At 69.7% G+C, this 16589-nt stretch carries 14 protein-coding genes; 6 read left to right on the plus strand and 8 right to left on the minus strand.

From position 1 onward, the window contains the following. Positions 1 to 187: 187 nt before the first annotated feature. On the minus strand, positions 188 to 1177 hold the full coding sequence (locus ACFFIO_RS00005; protein WP_378039686.1) for a heme o synthase: 990 nt from the start codon (positions 1175 to 1177) through the stop codon (positions 188 to 190). A gap of 253 nt (positions 1178 to 1430) precedes the next feature. On the opposite strand from ACFFIO_RS00005, the gene tkt reads away from it, so the two are divergent. The 6 genes from tkt to pgl all read left to right on the plus strand — a co-directional run bounded on the left by tkt (position 1431) and on the right by pgl (position 9880). After that, a complete protein-coding gene (gene tkt / locus ACFFIO_RS00010; RefSeq protein ID WP_378039776.1) occupies positions 1431 to 3566 on the plus strand; it encodes a transketolase in 2136 nt (711 codons plus the stop codon). Positions 3567 to 3626: 60 nt separating this feature from the next. After that, positions 3627 to 4748 (plus strand): transaldolase, encoded by a 1122-nt coding sequence (gene tal / locus ACFFIO_RS00015; protein WP_378039687.1) that lies wholly within the window; start codon positions 3627 to 3629, stop codon positions 4746 to 4748. Between the two features lie 73 nt (positions 4749 to 4821). Continuing rightward, positions 4822 to 6507, plus strand: coding sequence for a phosphoglucose isomerase-related protein (locus ACFFIO_RS00020; protein ID WP_378039688.1), 1686 nt, complete (start codon positions 4822 to 4824; stop codon positions 6505 to 6507). Continuing rightward, complete coding sequence (zwf, locus tag ACFFIO_RS00025; RefSeq protein WP_378039689.1) at positions 6497 to 8101, plus strand: glucose-6-phosphate dehydrogenase; 1605 nt, start codon at positions 6497 to 6499, stop codon at positions 8099 to 8101. Before ACFFIO_RS00020 ends, zwf begins: the two co-directional genes overlap by 11 nt. Then, positions 8101 to 9042 carry a glucose-6-phosphate dehydrogenase assembly protein OpcA gene (locus tag ACFFIO_RS00030; protein ID WP_378039690.1) on the plus strand — a complete coding sequence of 314 codons (942 nt, stop codon included), beginning with the start codon at positions 8101 to 8103 and terminating at the stop codon, positions 9040 to 9042. Before zwf ends, ACFFIO_RS00030 begins: the two co-directional genes overlap by 1 nt. Further along, complete coding sequence (gene pgl, locus ACFFIO_RS00035) at positions 9032 to 9880, plus strand: 6-phosphogluconolactonase (protein WP_378039691.1); 849 nt, start codon at positions 9032 to 9034, stop codon at positions 9878 to 9880. The genes ACFFIO_RS00030 and pgl overlap by 11 nt, the downstream gene beginning before the upstream one ends. Positions 9881 to 9961: 81 nt before the next feature. Here pgl and secG read toward each other — a convergent pair whose 3' ends face one another. From secG to ACFFIO_RS00070, 7 genes are all read right to left on the minus strand, one after another. Next, complete coding sequence (gene secG, locus ACFFIO_RS00040) at positions 9962 to 10213, minus strand: preprotein translocase subunit SecG (protein ID WP_115931235.1); 252 nt, start codon at positions 10211 to 10213, stop codon at positions 9962 to 9964. An 82-nt stretch (positions 10214 to 10295) separates the two neighbouring features. Next, positions 10296 to 11111: a triose-phosphate isomerase gene (tpiA, locus tag ACFFIO_RS00045; RefSeq protein ID WP_378039692.1), complete on the minus strand. Its 816-nt coding sequence runs from the start codon at positions 11109 to 11111 to the stop codon at positions 10296 to 10298. A gap of 2 nt (positions 11112 to 11113) precedes the next feature. Next, positions 11114 to 12448, minus strand: coding sequence for a phosphoglycerate kinase (locus ACFFIO_RS00050; protein ID WP_378039693.1), 1335 nt, complete (start codon positions 12446 to 12448; stop codon positions 11114 to 11116). Positions 12449 to 12501: 53 nt separating this feature from the next. Continuing rightward, positions 12502 to 13515 carry a type I glyceraldehyde-3-phosphate dehydrogenase gene (gene gap, locus ACFFIO_RS00055; protein WP_378039694.1) on the minus strand — a complete coding sequence of 338 codons (1014 nt, stop codon included), beginning with the start codon at positions 13513 to 13515 and terminating at the stop codon, positions 12502 to 12504. 107 nt (positions 13516 to 13622) lie between these two features. Then, positions 13623 to 14246: a superoxide dismutase gene (locus ACFFIO_RS00060; protein WP_188806641.1), complete on the minus strand. Its 624-nt coding sequence runs from the start codon at positions 14244 to 14246 to the stop codon at positions 13623 to 13625. A 224-nt stretch (positions 14247 to 14470) separates the two neighbouring features. Continuing rightward, the gene (gene whiA / locus ACFFIO_RS00065; RefSeq protein WP_378039695.1) at positions 14471 to 15457 is read right to left on the minus strand and encodes a DNA-binding protein WhiA; all 987 of its coding nucleotides are present in this window, start codon (positions 15455 to 15457) and stop codon (positions 14471 to 14473) included. 77 nt (positions 15458 to 15534) lie between these two features. Then, positions 15535 to 16575 (minus strand): gluconeogenesis factor YvcK family protein, encoded by a 1041-nt coding sequence (locus ACFFIO_RS00070; RefSeq protein WP_378039696.1) that lies wholly within the window; start codon positions 16573 to 16575, stop codon positions 15535 to 15537. Between the last annotated feature and the right edge of the window lie 14 nt (positions 16576 to 16589).

The raw sequence follows: 16589 nt of genomic DNA on the forward strand, positions 1-16589 counted from the left end.
ATACGACCGACATCCATCCTGACCGGCCAGTCCCAGACCAGCCAGATCCAGACTCACAGATGGCTTCAGTCGCCCGATCAGGGCGCTTCTAGAGCGAAGACGAGAAAGCACACGAATGAGGTTCGCTCGCTCACGGCCGCGATCCTCAACAGGCAGCCGGCCCGCTGACGCCCTCAGATCCGGGATGTCAGGAGGGGATGCCCGGGACCGGCATGAGCGGGCTCCCCACGAAGGGATCCACGGCCAGGGCCACGAAGACGAGGGTGAGATAGGTGATGGAGAGGTGGAAGACCTTCATCGCCTTCTTGTCGTTGTACTCCGGCTTCTGTGACTCCGCGTAGAGCACGTGGGACTCGTAGACGAACCACCCACCGGCCACGAGGGCGACGGCCGTGTAGACGATCCCGGCCCAGCCCAGCGGCACCAGCAGCAGCGAGCAGGCCACGGTGGCCCAGGCATAGAGCACGACCTGGCTGGAGACCACCCGCGCCGAGGCCACGGCCCCGAGCATCGGCACGTCCGCGGCCTGGTAGTCGCGCTTGTACTTCAGGGACAGGGGCCAGTAGTGGGGCGGGGTCCACAGGAAGATGATGAGGAACAGCACGATGGCCGGCCACTCCACGGTCTCGCGGACAGCGGCCCAGGCGATGAGGACCGGGAAGCAGCCGGCAATACCGCCCCACACGATGTTCTGTTCGGTGCGGCGCTTCAAGATCAGGCTGTAGACGACCACGTAGAAGAAGATGGCCAGGACGCCGAGGCCGGCGGCCAGCAGGTTGGTGCCCCAGAGGAGGATGGCGATGGACATCACGCCGATGGACCAGGCGAAGATGAGTGCCTCGCGGGGAGTGACCTCACCGGTGACCAGGGGGCGCTTCTTGGTCCGGTTCATCAGCTTGTCGATGTCCCGGTCGATGTAGCAGTTGAAGGCCGCGGAGGACCCGGCGGCCAGTGCGCCGCCCACCATGGTGGCGATCATGGTGACCACGTCCGGGAACCCGCGCTGCGCGAAGATCATCGTCGGCAGCGTGGTGACCAGGAGCAGTTCCATCACCCGCGGCTTCGTCAGCGAGACGTAGGCTGCGGCTTTCCGCTTGAACCCGATCTTCCGGTTGACCGGACGGGCGCTGGAGGGCGCCGGGCTCGCGGCGGACTGGGCATCAAGGGTGCTGGGCATCTACTTCTCACGGTGCAGGCGGGCGGGATGAGGTCATCGGTGCTGGAAACACCCCTTCCAGTGTACCGTTCCCTGCACACAATGTCGGGTCGTGACAGGTCACTGGCGGTTCACCCCCTGCAGGGCGTGGCCCCATTCGGGATAAGCTGGCGTCAGGTCGGCACCGGCCCCCAGTTTCATCCCGTCAGGAGCAGCTTTCGTGACTTCAGCCCCGGCATCATCCACCGGATCCGCCACCGGGGGGACTTCCTCCCTGCAGCGTCTTCAGCCCGCCCGCGAGTACACGTATTCCGCCGTGGACCGGAAGGCGGTGGACACCCTGCGCGTGCTGGCCGCAGACGCCGTGGAGAAGGCCGGTCACGGCCACCCCGGCACCGCCATCTCGCTCGCCCCAGTCGCCTGGCAGCTGTTCCAGAACGTCATGCACCATGACCCCGCGGACGCCACCTGGGCCGGACGCGACCGATTCATCCTCTCGGCGGGCCACTCCTCCCTGACCTTGTACCTGCAGCTCTTCGCCGCCGGCGCCGGGCTGGAAATCGAGGACCTCCAGGCCCTGCGCACCTGGGGTTCCAAGACTCCGGGCCACCCCGAGTACGGGCACACGGACGGCGTGGAGATCACCACCGGTCCCCTGGGCCAGGGTCTGGCCTCCGCCGTCGGCTTCGCCTTCGCCCAGCGCCGGCTGCGCGGACTGCTGGACCCGGACGCCGCCCTCGGGACGAGCCCCTTCGACCACCACATCTTCGTCATCGCCTCCGACGGCGACCTCCAGGAGGGCGTCACCTCCGAGGCCTCCTCCTTGGCGGGCCACCAGGAACTCGGCAACCTTGTGGTCATCTATGACGACAACGAGATCTCCATCGAGGACGACACGGACGTGGCGTTCAGCGAGGACGTGGCCGCCCGGTATGAGGCCTACGGCTGGCATGTCCAGACCGTCGACTGGCTCGCCACCGGGGACTACGTCGAGGACACGGAGCAGCTTTACGCGGCCCTGGCCGAGGCCAAGGCACAGACCTCCAAGCCCTCGCTCATCAAGCTCCGCACCGTGATCGGCTGGCCCTCCCCCGGCAAGCAGGACACGGGTGCCATCCATGGCTCCAAGCTCGGCGGCGAAGAGCTGGCCGGCCTGAAGACGGTCCTGGGCTTTGACCCGGAGCAGCACTTCGCCGTCGACGACGGCGTGCTGGCCCACGCTCGCAGCGTCGGCGAACGCTCGGTGGCCTACCGCGCCGCCTGGGAGGAGTCCTACGCCGCGTGGCGCGGCGCCAACGAGGAGCGTGCCCGGCTGTTCGACCGCCTGACGGCGGGCGAACTACCCGAGGGCTTCGCCGCGGCGTTCCCCGCCTTCGAGGCGGACTTCGACGCGAGCTTCTCGGGCGGCGCCAAGGGGATGGCCACCCGCGCCGCCTCCGGCAAGGTCCTGTCCGCACTGGCCCCGGTCATGCCGGAGCTGTGGGGCGGGTCCGCCGACCTGGCGGGCTCCAACAACACCACCATGGACGGCGAGCCCTCGTTCATCCCCGTCACCCGGCAGACCTCCACCTGGAAGGGCGGCCCCTACGGCCGCACCCTGCACTTCGGCATCCGCGAGCACGCCGCCGGCTCGATCGTGAACGGTATCTCGCTCGGCTCACTGCTGCGGGCCTACATGGGGACCTTCCTGATCTTCTCCGACTATCAGCGTCCCGCGATCCGCATCGGTGCGGTGATGGGCACCCCGGCCATCTATGTCTGGACCCACGACTCGATCGGCCTCGGCGAGGACGGCCCCACCCACCAGCCGGTGGAGCAACTCGCCTCGCTGCGTGCCATCCCGGGACTGGCCGTCGTCCGACCGGCAGACGCCAATGAGGTGTCCTGGGCCTGGAAGACCATCCTGGAGAAGACCGACGGCCCCGCCGGCATCGTGCTCTCCCGCCAGAACCTGCCGGTCTTCCCGAGGGACGAGCAGGGCTTCGCCGGTGCGGAGGGAACGGCCCGCGGCGCCTACGTGCTGCTGGACGCCACCGATGACTCTGGCGCGGCCGTCGAGCCCCAGGCGATCCTGATCGGGACCGGTTCCGAGGTGCAGCTCGCGGTGGCCGCACGGGACCAACTGCAGTCCGAAGGCGTACCGACCCGGGTGGTGTCCGCCCCCAGCCTCGAGTGGTTCGACGCCCAGGACGAGTCCTACCGCGCCTCCGTGCTGCCGGACAACGGCGCCGTCCGGGTCTCCGTGGAGGCCGGGATCGCGCAGGGCTGGGCCAAGTACACCGGGGTCCGCGGGGCCCAGGTCTCACTGGAGCACTACGGCGCCTCGGCAGATTTCCAGACGCTGTTCCGCGAGTACGGCATCACGGCCGAAGCCGTGGCCGCCGCCGCTCGGGACCTGCTCGGCCGCTGACCCGGCACCGGCCGGTCACCACCGCCACGCAAAGCACCCCCCAGACGTACGGAGCACACGATGACCGAACAGAACCCGAACACCCGTGCACTGGCCGAGGCCGGTGTGTCCATCTGGCTCGACGATCTGTCCCGTGAGCGGATCGCCACGGGCAACCTCGCCGAGCTGATCGAGACGCGGACCGTCACCGGCGTGACCACCAATCCCTCGATCTTCGCCGCCGCACTGAAGAACGGGGAGGCCTACGCCGAGCAGTTGACGCAGTTGTCCGCCGACGGCGCGGACCTGGACCAGGCCGTCTTCGAGCTCACCACCCGGGACGTCCAGGCCGCCTGTGACCTCTTCACGCCCGTCTACCAGGCCTCCAACGGGGTGGACGGCAGGGTGTCCATCGAGGTGGATCCCCGGTCTGCCCGGGACGCCGAGAAGACCGTCGCCGAGGCCGGCAAGCTGGCCGAGGCCGTGGACCGGCCCAACGTGCTGATCAAGATCCCCGCCACGGAAGAGGGCCTGCCGGCCATCACGGCTACCCTCGCCCAGGGACTGAGCGTCAACGTGACCCTGATCTTCTCGCTGACCCGCTACCGCGAGGTGCTCAACGCCTGGCTGCTGGGCCTGGAGCAGGCGCATGCCGCCGGGATCGACCTGTCCACCCTGCACTCCGTCGCCAGCTTCTTCGTCTCCCGTGTGGACACCGAGGTGGACCGCCGCCTCGCCGAGTCCACGGCCGAGGGGGCCGGCGAGCTGACGGGGCAGGCGGGCCTCGCCAACGCACGACTCGCCTACCGCATCTTCACCGAGACCTTGGACACGGAACGCTGGCGCGTCCTGGAGGCAGCCGGTGCCCGCCCGCAGCGTCCGCTCTGGGCCTCCACCGGAACAAAGGACCCGGCGCTGCCGGACACGCTCTACGTGACCGGCCTCGTGGCCCCGGGAACCGTCAACACCATGCCGGAGAAGACGCTGGAGGCCCTGGCCGACCATGGTGAGGTCACCGGCGACACCATCACGGCGGGCTACGAGGAAGCGGACCGCGTGCTGGACGCGATCGCCCATGCCGGCGTCGACTACAACGACGTGGTGGCCGTCCTCGAGACCGAGGGCGTGGAGAAGTTCGTGACCAGCTGGAACGAGCTGCTGGAGACCGTGCGCGCCGCGCTCAAGGACTCCGCAGCCCACTGACGGCAGCTGATTGCCGCTCGGTCACCGCTTGACCAATCCCTGAATCCCTCCCCGCACGACCCAGGAGACTGACATGAGTTCACTCGGATTGCAGGCCACCGGCGCCGCCCTCGCGGCGATCGACCGTCACGTCCCGGCCCTGGTGGACGACCGTGTCGCCAGTCGCCTGGACGGCAAGGACCACACCCTGTGGGGTCCCGCCGCGGAGGAGGAGGCATCGCAGCGCCTCGGGTGGATGGACCTCTTCGAGGACTCGCGGGAACTGGTGCCGCAGATCGAGGGCCTGCGCGCCGAACTGGCGGCCGAGGGCATCAGCCGCGTGGTCCTCGCCGGCATGGGCGGGTCCTCCCTGGCCCCCGAGGTGATCGCCGCCACCGTGGGATGTCCGCTCACCGTGCTCGACTCCACCGACCCCGAGATGGTGGGCAACGTCCTGGCGGCCGGGGTGGCGGACACCGTCCTGGTGGTGTCCTCCAAGTCCGGTTCCACGGTGGAGACCGACTCGCAGCGGCGGGTCTTCGAGCAGGCCTTCAACGACGCCGGCCTCGACGCCGCGTCCCGGATCGTCGTGGTGACGGACCCGGGCTCCCCGCTCGAGCAGTCCGCCCGCGAGGCTGGCTACCGGCGGGTCTTCACCGCCGATCCCACCGTCGGCGGGCGTTACTCCGCCCTGACCGCCTTCGGCCTGGTGCCCACTGGTCTGGCCGGCGTGGACATCGCCGCCCTGCTCGACGATGCGGAGGAGACCCGCGAGGTCCTCGCCACCGACGACCCGGGCAACCCCGGCCTCCAGCTCGGCGCCGCCATGGCTGGTACGGACCCGCTGCGCAACAAACTGGTCTTCTCCGACGAGGACTCCGGGCTGGTCGGCTTCGGCGGCTGGGCCGAGCAGCTCATCGCCGAGTCCACGGGCAAGGACGGCACCGGTGTGCTGCCCGTGGTCGTGGACGCCGGCGACCCGGAGACCCTCTCCGCCGCCGACGACCTGCTGCAGATCCGCCTGGTGGCCGACCCCGAGGATCGGGAGGCTCCAGACGCGAACGACGCATCCGATGCCGACAGTGTCCCGCCGCTCCGGTCCGAGCACGCGGTGGAGGTCTTCGGCTCCCTCGGGGCTCAGCTGCTCCTGTGGGAGTTCGCCACGGCGGTGGCCGGCCGCATCCTCGGCATCAACCCCTTCGATCAGCCGGACGTCGAGGCGGCGAAGACCGCGGCCCGCGGCCTGCTGGATGCCACGCCCAAGTCGAAGCGTCCGGACACCGTGATCGGGACCGTCGAGGTCACCGGGCCGGACGACGTCGTGAACGGCCCGGCCGGGAGCCCGGACGACCTCGGGCAGGTGCTGGCCGCCGTCGCGCAGCTGGTGCCGGCCCACGGCTACCTGGCCGTCCAGGCGTACCTGGACCGCGTGGGCTATCCGGAGCTGGAGGTCCTGCGCGCCGCCCTCGCCACGCTGTCCGGACGGCCGGTCACCTTCGGCTGGGGCCCACGGTTCCTGCACTCGACCGGCCAGTACCACAAGGGCGGCACCCCCGAAGGAGTATTCCTGCAGGTCACGGCCGATTCAGACCTGGACCTGGACATCCCGGGCCGTCCCTTCACCTTCGGTCAGCTGCTGGCCGCCCAGGCCGCCGGGGACGCCTCCGTGCTGCGCGAGCATGGCCGACCCGTGGTGCGGCTGCACCTGACCGAGCGCACAGACGGCATCGGCCAACTCCTCCGGGCAGCGCACGGCACGCAGGGATCCGATGGTGCCTGAGCCGTCGACCGGAACACGCCCGGCCAATCCCCTGCGCGACCCCCGGGACCGCCGGCTGACCCGGATCGCCGGTCCCTCCGCCCTCGTCCTGTTCGGCGTCACCGGAGACCTGGCCCGCAAGAAGCTGCTGCCGGCGATCTACGACCTCGCCAACCGGGGGCTGCTCCCGCCCGGCTTCTCCCTGGTCGGCTTCGGCCGGCGCGACTGGAGCGACGAGGAGTTCACGGCGTACGTGCGCGCATCCGTGGAGTCCTCGGCCCGGACCGGCTGGAACGACACGGTCTGGAACCAGCTGCGCGGCGGCTTCCGCTTCGTCTCCGGCGGCTTCGATGACGCCGCGGCCTACGAGGACCTCCACGGGACGCTGGCCGACCTCGAGATCTCCCGCGGCACCGCCGGCAACACCGTGTTCTACCTGTCCATCCCGCCGGACTGGTTCGAGGAGGTCAGCCAGCAGCTCGCCGACCACGGCCTGGCCGGCCGCCACCACGATGCCGGTACGCGGCCCTCCCCCGCCCGGGCCGGTTCCTCCGGGCGCCCGTGGCGCAGGGTGGTCATCGAGAAACCCTTCGGTCACGACCTGGCCAGCGCCCGGGAGCTCAACGACGTGATCGAGCAGGTGTTCGTCCCGGATGCCGTCTTCCGGATCGACCACTACCTCGGCAAGGAGACCGTCCAGAACATCCTGGCGCTGCGCTTCGCCAACCGTCTGTTCGAGCCCGTGTGGAACTCCAACCATGTGGACCACGTGCAGATCACCATGGCCGAGGACATCGGCATCGGCGGCCGCGCCGGCTACTACGACGGGGTGGGCGCCGCCCGCGACGTCATCCAGAACCACCTGCTGCAGCTGCTGGCCCTGACCGCCATGGAAGAGCCCATCTCCTTCGACGCGGATCACCTGCGCACCGAGAAGGAGAAGGTCCTGGCCGCCGTCGAGGTCCCCACGGACGACGCCGGCCTGGGCGCCGCCTCCGCGCGCGGCCAGTACACCGGTGGCTGGCAGGGCGGGGAGAAGGTCACCGGCTTCCTCGAGGAGGAGGGCTTCAACCCGGAGTCCACCACCGAGACCTACGCCGCCCTGAAGCTGGGCATCCGCACCCGGCGCTGGGACGGGGTCCCGTTCTACCTGCGCGCCGGCAAGCGACTGGGCCGCCGGGTCACCGAGATCGCCGTGGTGCTCAAGCGTGCCCCGAACCTGCTGTTCCCCGGACACGGTGAGGACGAGTTCGGCCAGAACACCATCGTCATCCGCGTGCAGCCGGACGAGGGGGTCACCATCCGCTTCGCCTCCAAGGTCCCCGGGACCCAGCAGGAGGTCCGGGACGTGACCATGGACTTCGGCTACGGCCACGCCTTCACCGAGGACAGCCCGGAGGCCTATGAACGGCTGATCCTCGACGTGCTGCTCGGTGAGCCGCCGCTGTTCCCCCGCCAGGCCGAGGTGGAGCTGTCCTGGGCCATCCTCGACCCGTTCGAGGAGTACTGGGAGTCCCTGGCCGGCCAGCCGGAGCCCTATGCCCCCGGCAGCTGGGGGCCGAAGACCGCCGACGAGCTCATGGCCCGTGACGGCCGCGTCTGGAGGAGGCCCTGATGATCATCGAGGTCCAGGACACCACCACATCCCAGATCGCCAAGGAGATGAACCGCCTGCGCGAGGCCGGGGGCGTCGTCGCGCTCGGCCGGGTGCTGACGCTGATCATCTCCACCTCGCCGGACCATGCTGAGGAGGCCATCCTGGCCGCCAACCTGGCCAGCCGAGAGCACCCCTGCCGGATCATCGTGCTGGCCGCCGGGGACGCCGCAGCTCCCACCCGGCTGGATGCGGAGATCCGGGTGGGCGGTGACGCCGGAGCCTCGGACGTGGTCATCCTCCACGGCTCCGGCTCCAATGCGGAGGAGTCCGAGTCGCTCATCGGCGCCCTGCTGCTGCCGGACGCCCCGATCGTGGTCTGGTGGCCCCACTCCGCCCCGGAGATCCCGGCCGACTCGGCCCTGGGGCGGATCGCGCACCGCCGCATCACGGACACGGCCACGGCCCCCTCGCCCCGGCGGGCCTTGATGCACCTGCGCCAGACCTACCGGGCCGGGGACACCGACCTGTCCTGGACCCGGCTGACCGGATGGCGCATCCAGCTGGCCGCGATCCTGGACGGGCTGGACTCCGCCGAGATCCTCTCCGTCACCGTGGACGGGGCCGAGGACTCCCCCTCGACCATGCTGCTGGCCGCCTGGCTCACCCGCTGCCTCGGAGTCCCCGTCACCATGGCCCACTCCAAGGCCGGTCAGGGCATGCGCTCCGTCCGGCTGCGGCGCCAGCAGGGCGACGTGGTGTTGTCCAGGCAGGCCGGTGACGTGGCCTCCCTGTACCAGCAGGGCCGGCCGATCCAGCACATCTCCCTGCCACGGCGCAGCGACCAGGACTGCCTGGCAGAGGAGCTGCGCCGGCTGGACCCGGACGAGGTCTTCGGTGATGTGGTGGTCAACGGCCTGCCCCTGACCGACCTGAAAGCAGTGTTGCCCAGTGACCGATGAGACCCGCCTGTTCTCCGACCGCGAGTCGCTCTGCCGTGACGCCGCCCATGAGCTGCTCCGAATCCTCGCCGACGCCGTCCGGGACCGGGGTGCGGCCTCGGCCGTGCTGACCGGGGGCGGGACCGGCACGGGGATCCTGGCGGCGCTCTCCGACCTGGTGTCAGCGGGGCCTGGCGTCCCGGCGGATCTCCGCATGCCCGATTGGTCCCGGGTGCACCTGTGGTGGGGCGATGAGCGTTTCCTGCCCGCCGGGGACCATGACCGCAACGAGCAGCAGGCCGAGGAGGCCCTCCTGCAGGAGCTGGTCACCCTGCACGGGATGCCCGCCGCGAACATTCACCGGATGCCCGCCGCTGACAGCTCTGCAGGGGCGGGTACGGTGCCGTTGGAGACGCAGGTGACGCAGGTGATGGAGTCGATCATGACGGCGGCGGAGGCCTATGCGTCAGAGCTCGCCGCCCACGCGCGCGTGGACGGGGGGCCGGACGGCCGCCTGCCGGTCTTCGATGTGGTGATGCTGGGCGTGGGACCGGACGCCCATGTCGCCAGCCTGTTCCCGGGCCTGCCCGGCCCCCTGACCCGCGGAGCGACGGTGATTGCCGTGGAGGACTCCCCCAAGCCGCCGCCGAGGCGGCTCTCGCTGACCGTGGAGGCTCTCAACACGGCCGAGCGGCTCTGGTTCGTGGTGGCCGGTGCGGACAAGGCCGAGGCCGTGGCTGAGGTCCGGCACGCCCGAGACGACGAGACCACCGATGCGGCCCGGTGGCCGGCATCGGTGGTCTCAGGTCGGGATGCCACCGTCTGGTGGCTGGACGGGGCGGCAGCCGGTCTGGGCTGATCTGGTGGACTGACTGGCCGGGCTGACCTGGGCTGCCGATTCTGTACCGCAGGTCCTGCCGATCCCACGGCCCAGGACGGGCTAGAAGTCCTGCGAGAACCGCATGATCAGACCGAGGGCCACCACGATCGCGCCCCAGGTCAGGCCCAGGGTGACGGTGATGCGGTTCAGGTTCTTCTCGGCCACGCCGGAGGCACCCAGCGAAGAGGTCACGCCGCCGCCGAACATATCGGACATACCGCCGCCACGGCCCTTGTGCAGCAGGATCAGCAGGACCAGCAGGACACTGATGGCGGCCAGGGCGATCTGCAGGATGAGGGTCAGGACGTCCACGTCACTCTTTCCATTGGCGGGAGGCCGTCACCGGCCCGTTCGGGTTCTTCTGCGCCGTCCGGCCGGAGCCGAACAGCCGGAATCAGTCGGTCAGCAGGTGATGCTCGAACCTGACTATGCTAGCAAACTCGGCCTCGTCCAGGCTGGCGCCACCCACGAGGAGACCGTCCACGTCCTTCTCCCGCAGGATGGAGGCCGCGTTCGAGGACTTGACGGATCCGCCATACAAGAGGCGGAGACCCGCGGCGGCCTCCTCACCATACCGGGAGGCGACGTCGGCGCGCAGGGCGGCGCACATCTGCTGGGCGTCGTCCGGACCAGCTACCTCGCCGGTGCCGATGGCCCACACGGGCTCGTAGGCCACCACCAGGTCGGTGACCTGTTCGGTGGACAGGCCCTCGAGCGCTCCGCGGAGCTGGGCCAGAGTGTGCTCCACGTGGCGGCCGGCCTGCCGGACGTCCAGCCCCTCGCCCACGCACAGGACGGGCCCGAGGCCGTGCCGCAGCGCTGCGGTGAGCTTGCGGTTGGCCATGGCGTCGTCCTCGCCGTGCAGTGTGCGCCGCTCGGAGTGACCGACCAGGACGTAGCGGCACCCCAGCTTGGACAGGAACTGTGCCGAGATCTCGCCGGTGAACGCACCGGAATCCTCGGCGGAGACGTCCTGGGCCCCATACACCAGGGGCAGCCGGTCCCCGGCCACGAGAGTCTGGACACTGCGCAGGTCCGTGAAGGGCGGGAACACCGCCACCTCGACCTTCTCGAAGTCGTGGTCCGCATCCGTGAGGATCCAGGTCAGTTTCTGCACGAGGGTGACGGCCTGCTGGTGGTCCAGGTTCATCTTCCAGTTGCCCGCGATGAGCGGGGTGCGGTCATAGACGCCGTTGGTCTTCGAGGTCATGCTCAGGCACCTGCCTGTGCCGCGTCAGGACCTGCACTGTGGTTCATGCCGTGGCCCGTGCCCGAGCGCTCCAGGGCGTCGATGCCCGGCAGGGACTTGCCCTCGAGGTACTCCAGGGAGGCACCACCACCGGTGGAGATGTGGCCGAACTGGTCGTCGTTGAAGCCCAGAGCCCGGACAGCCGCCGCCGAGTCACCGCCACCCACCACGGTCAGTCCGGTGGACTCGGTCAGGGACTGGGCCACCGTGCGGGTGCCATGGGCGAAGGCCTCGAACTCGAAGACGCCCATCGGCCCGTTCCAGAACACGGTCTCGGCCCGGCGGATCTCCTCGCCGAACGCCACGCGCGTCTCGGGGCCGATGTCCAGGCCCAGGGCGGAGGCGCCATGCGCACCGGAGGTGAGGGCCTCCACGGGCAGGACCTCATGCTCGGCGTCGGCGGCGAACGCCGAGGCCATGACGATGTCCGTGGGCAGGACGATCCGGCAGCCGCCCTTCTCGGCGCGCTCCAGGTATTCGGTGACGACGGGGATCTGGTCCTCCTCCAGCAGGGAGGCACCGACCTCGTGGCCCTGGGCCTTGAGGAAGGTGAACAGCATCCCGCCCCCGATCAGCAGGGTGTCCGCGCGATCCATCAGGTTGTCGATCACCGCCAGCTTGTCCGAGACCTTAGAGCCCCCGAGGACCACCACGTAGGGACGATCCGGCTCGCCGGTCAGGCGGGACAGCACATCCAGCTCCCGGGAGACGAGGCCACCCTGGTACGACGGCAACAGGCCGGCGATGTCATACACCGAGGCGTGCCGGCGGTGCACGGCGCCGAAGGCGTCATCCACATAGGCGCCCTGAGTCGACGGAGATGCCGGATTCGCCTGGGCTGACACGGACGAGTCGCTGCCACCGGTCAGGGCCGCCATCTCGGCGGCCAGCGCAGCACGCTCGGCCTCATCCTTGGAGGTCTCGCGCGGATCGAACCGCACGTTCTCGAGGAAGAGGATGCCGCCGTCGGGCAGGTTCGCCGACTCCTCACGGGCCGAGGCGCCCGTGACGTCAGCGGCCAGGCGCACCTCACGACCGGCCAGCTCGGCCATCCGCTCGGCCGCGGGCCGGAGCGAGAAGGCCGGGTCCGCCGCGCCCTTCGGGCGCCCGAGGTGGGCCATGACGACCACGCGTGCGCCGGCGTCGGCCAGCGCGGTGATGACCGGCAGCGAGGCGCGGATGCGGCCGTCGTCAGCCACGGCGCCGTCCTCCAACGGGACGTTGAGGTCGGAGCGGACGAGGACGTGGCGTCCTGCCACTCCTGCCTCCAGCAGGTCGTCAAGGGTCTTGGCGGTCATGCACAGGGCCTTCCGGGGTGGTGGAACGGGGGTGGGCGGGGTTCGAACCCGGACTACAGCTTAGAGGCGACCATGGAGGTCAGGTCCATCAACTGGCAGGTGTACCCCCACTCATTGTCATACCAGCCGATGATCTTGACGGTCCTGCCGATCGACTTGGTCAAGGGGGCGTCGAAGGTGCAGGCCGCCGGCGAGGTGATGATGTCCGAGGAGGTGATGGGGTCCACGTTGTAGACCAGGCGGCCCTCCAGCTCGGGGGTCTGTGCTGCGGCCTGGAAGGCGGCGTTGACCTCGTCGATCGAGGCCTCCCGCTCCAGTTCGACGGTGAGGTCCGTGGCGGAGCCGGTGATCGTGGGCACCCGCATGGCGAAACCGTCCAGCTTGCCCTTCAGCGAGGGGATCACCTCGCCGATGGCCTTGGCGGCGCCGGTGGAGGTGGGGACCATGTTCTGGGCGGCCGCCCGGGCGCGGCGGCGGTCCTTGGGGTGCGGCCCGTCATGCAGGTTCTGGTCACCGGTGTACGCGTGGATGGTGGTCATGATGCCGTCCACGATCCCGAAGGAGTCGTGCAGGACCTTGGCCATGGGGGCCAGGCAGTTCGTGGTGCAGGAGGCGGCCGAGATGATGTCCATGGCCGGGTCGTAGGAGGAGTCGTTGACGCCCATCACGAAGGTGCCGTCCACGCCCTTGCCGGGGGCCGAGAGCACGACCTTGCGGGCGCCGGCCTCCAGGTGCTTGCGGGCATCCTCGGCCTGGGTGAAGTGACCGGTGCACTCGACGACGATGTCCACGCCGAGCTCGTCCCAGGGCAACTTCGACGGGTCCTTCTCGGAGAAGACCCGGATGGTCCTGCCGTTGGCGACCAGATTGCCGTCCACGAGCTCGATCCCGTGCGGGTAGCGTCCCAGGACCGTGTCGTACTTCACGAGGTACAGCAGGTCCTCGACGTCCGCGAGGTCGTTCACGGCCACCAGCTCGAGATCGTGGCCCTCCTGCTCGATGACACGCAGTGCGTTGCGGCCGATGCGGCCGAATCCGTTGATGGCGATCCTGGTTGCAGTACTCACGGTGGTGCCTTTCGATCGGACGGAGAGGAACGAGAAGTGTGGTCTGAAGACACGAAGCGGGCCGGCCGACCGCAGTGGCCGGCCGGCCCGTCAACGGGTCACCTGGTTCAGGGGGTGATGAGCTTGGAGGCGCCGGCACGGGCGGCCTCGAAGCGGGCCGAGACGTCCGCCCAGTTCACGATGTTCCAGATGGCCTTGACGTAGTCCGCCTTGACGTTCTGGTAGTCGAGGTAGAAGGCGTGCTCCCACATGTCCAGCTGGAACAGCGGGATGGTGGCCACGGGGACGCCGTTCTGCTGATCGTAGAACTGCTCGATGACCAGGTTGCCACCGATCGGCTCGTAGGCCAGCACGGCCCAGCCGGAGCCCTGGATGCCCAGCGCGGCGGCGGTGAAGTGGGCCTGGAACTTGTCGAAGGAGCCGAAGAACTCGTCGATCGCCGCGGCCAGTTCGCCCTCGGGCTTGTCCCCGCCGTTCGGGGACAGGTTCTTCCAGAAGATGGAGTGGTTGGTGTGCCCACCCAGGTTGAACGCCAGGTCCTTGGAGAACTGGTTGACGGTGGCGAAATCGCCGGCCTCGCGGGCGGCGGCCAGCTTCTCGAGGGCGGTGTTGGCACCCTTCACATAGGTGGCGTGGTGCTTGGAGTGGTGCAGCTCCATGATCTTCGCCGAGATGTGCGGCTCCAGCGCGCTGTAGTCGTAATCAAGTTCCGGCAGGGTGAATTCAGCCATGTTTCCTCCTTGATGGACATGTATCCAGGGCCCGGGGTGCCGGGCCCTGGTGTCTGGCCCCCGTCAGGAGACCTTGCTTCCCATCCTAAGCACCCCTGTGGGGGCGTTGGCCACCGGTTCCGCTCAGAGCCGGAATGTTCAGCCGCCGGAAAGTTGCAGGCCAGCTGCAGGCCAGCTGCGGTGGGGTCATCACAGCACCCCGCAGGTCGTGGCTTCAGGAGTCGTCAGGCGTCGTGTTCGGCCGTGTCCGACGGCAGGGCGGCATCGGTCCCGGGCAGGCCCTCCTCGATGGCCCGCTTGTCCGCCATGGCGAGCAGTCGGCGGATCCGGCCGGCGATGGCGTCCTTGGTCATGGGCGGGTCGGCCAGCCGGCCGAGCTCGTCCAGGGACGCCTGCTTGTGATCCACGCGCAGCTGCCCGGCGTACTTGAGGTGGTCCGGGACCTCGTCGCCGAGGATGTCCAGAGCGCGTTCCACCCGTGCCCCGGCGGCGACGGCGGCCTGGGCCGAACGCCGCAGGTTCGCGTCGTCGAAGTTGGCCAGCCGGTTGGCGGTGGCCCGGACCTCCTTGCGGGTGCGGCGCTCCTCCCACACCAGCACGGTGTCATGCGCCCCCATCCGGGTCAGCAGGGCCGAGATGGCGTCTCCGTCACGGATGACCACGCGGTCCACGCCGCGGACCTCCCGGGCCTTGGCGGCGATGCCGAGCCGGCGGGCGGCCCCCACCAGCGCCAGTGCTGCCTCGGAGCCGGGGCACGTCACCTCCAGCGAGGAAGAGCGGCCCGGCTCGGTCAGGGACCCGTGGGCCAGGAAGGCTCCGCGCCACACGGCCTCGGCGTCGGCGACGGAACCGTTGACGATCATGGGGGGCAGGCCACGCACGGGGCGGCCGCGGACGTCCAGCAGGCCGGTCTGGCGGGCCAGGGACTCGCCGTCGCGGATCACCCGGATGACGTAGCGGCTGCCCTTGCGCAGGTTGCCGCCGGACACGACGATGATCTCGCTGCCGTGGCCGTAGACCTCGGCGATGGCGGTCCGGAGCCGGCGGGCGGTGGCGGCCTGGTCCAGCTCGGCCTCGATGACGATCCGGCCGGAGATGATGTGCAGTCCCCCGGCGAAGCGCAGCATGGCCGAGACCTCGGCCTTCCGTTCGGAAGAGCTCTTGATCCCATGATGGGCCAATTCCTCTTTCACCGCCGCCGTCAACGCCATGGCGTCTCGCCTCACATCTCTCGCTTGTACTGGTGGAGCCGCCATACCGGTGGGCGTGACGGACGACGATGACCGTATCAGGAGCCCTTGAAGGCCTCCTGAAAGGCCAAAGCCAGACGCAGTGGGTCATGGATCGGGGTCCCCGAACCGGCACCAACCCTACTAAACAGGACCACGGCCCCCAGACGCTCGGCCGCATCCACGAAGCCCTGGGCGTCCTGGACCGCGTCCTGGTCTGCTATGACGACGTCCAACCGCAGATCGGGCGCGTAGTGGTGGATGACCTCCAGGTGGTCCGCCGCGTTCATGCCGGAGGTTTCCGCGGTATCCGTGGTGAGATTCATCACGAGCGCCTTCCGGGCCGGAGTGCGGACCAGGGCCTCACGCAGCTCGGGAAGCAGCAGATGCGGCAGGACGGAGGTGTACCAGGAGCCCGGCCCGAGGACGATCCAGTCGGAGAGCTCGATGGCCTCCATGGACTCCTCACAGGCGGGAGCATTCTCCGGTTCGAGCCGGATGTGGGAGACCCTGGTGTTCTTCCCGGCGGCGGCCAGCGAGGACTGGCCCGTCACGGTCCGCCGGACCAGCTCGCCCTTCTCGTTCTCGGACAGCACGGCACCGGAGATCGCCAGCGGCACGGTGGACATGGGCAGCACCTGGCCGCGGGCACCCAACAGGGCCCCGGCCCAGCGCAGTCCGCCCACCGGGTCTCCGAGCAGCTCCCACAGGGCCACGATCAACAGGTTGCCCAGGGAGTGGTTGTCCAGCGTGGCCTCGGTGCCCTCCTTGGAGGTGAACCGGTGCTGCATGACATCGCGCCAGGTCCGCCCCCAGTCCGTGTCATCACACAGGGCGGCCAGGGCCATCCGCAGGTCACCCGGCGGCAACACGTCCATCTCCCGGCGGATGCGGCCCGAGGATCCGCCGTCGTCGGCCACCGTGACCACGGCCGTGATCTCCCCGGCGATGAGCCGCAGGGCCCGCAGCGTGGCCGACAGCCCGTGGCCGCCGCCGAGCGCGGTGACGCGGAGGGTCGGATCGTACGTCCCGGCGGGCTGGCCCGGAGCCGGAACGGAACTGGGCGCCAGGGGCAACTGGCCCGTGAAGTGGCTGCTCATGCCCGGCATCCCCG

This window comes from Citricoccus parietis (assembly GCF_042433045.1).
Classification (GTDB): domain Bacteria; phylum Actinomycetota; class Actinomycetes; order Actinomycetales; family Micrococcaceae; genus Citricoccus; species Citricoccus parietis.

Bases quoted from the DNA above. Each gene is read 5' to 3' on its own strand.
- tal (WP_378039687.1), top strand. From the start codon at position 3,627: ATGACCGAACAGAACCCGAACACCCGTGCACTGGCCGAGGCCGGTGTG.
- whiA (WP_378039695.1), bottom strand. From the start codon at position 15,457: ATGGCGTTGACGGCGGCGGTGAAAGAGGAATTGGCCCATCATGGGATC.
- zwf (WP_378039689.1), top strand. From the start codon at position 6,497: ATGGTGCCTGAGCCGTCGACCGGAACACGCCCGGCCAATCCCCTGCGC.
- ACFFIO_RS00030 (WP_378039690.1), top strand. From the start codon at position 8,101: ATGATCATCGAGGTCCAGGACACCACCACATCCCAGATCGCCAAGGAG.
- ACFFIO_RS00070 (WP_378039696.1), bottom strand. From the start codon at position 16,575: ATGAGCAGCCACTTCACGGGCCAGTTGCCCCTGGCGCCCAGTTCCGTT.
- ACFFIO_RS00050 (WP_378039693.1), bottom strand. From the start codon at position 12,448: ATGACCGCCAAGACCCTTGACGACCTGCTGGAGGCAGGAGTGGCAGGA.
- tpiA (WP_378039692.1), bottom strand. From the start codon at position 11,111: ATGACCTCGAAGACCAACGGCGTCTATGACCGCACCCCGCTCATCGCG.
- ACFFIO_RS00005 (WP_378039686.1), bottom strand. From the start codon at position 1,177: ATGCCCAGCACCCTTGATGCCCAGTCCGCCGCGAGCCCGGCGCCCTCC.
- ACFFIO_RS00060 (WP_188806641.1), bottom strand. From the start codon at position 14,246: ATGGCTGAATTCACCCTGCCGGAACTTGATTACGACTACAGCGCGCTG.
- ACFFIO_RS00020 (WP_378039688.1), top strand. From the start codon at position 4,822: ATGAGTTCACTCGGATTGCAGGCCACCGGCGCCGCCCTCGCGGCGATC.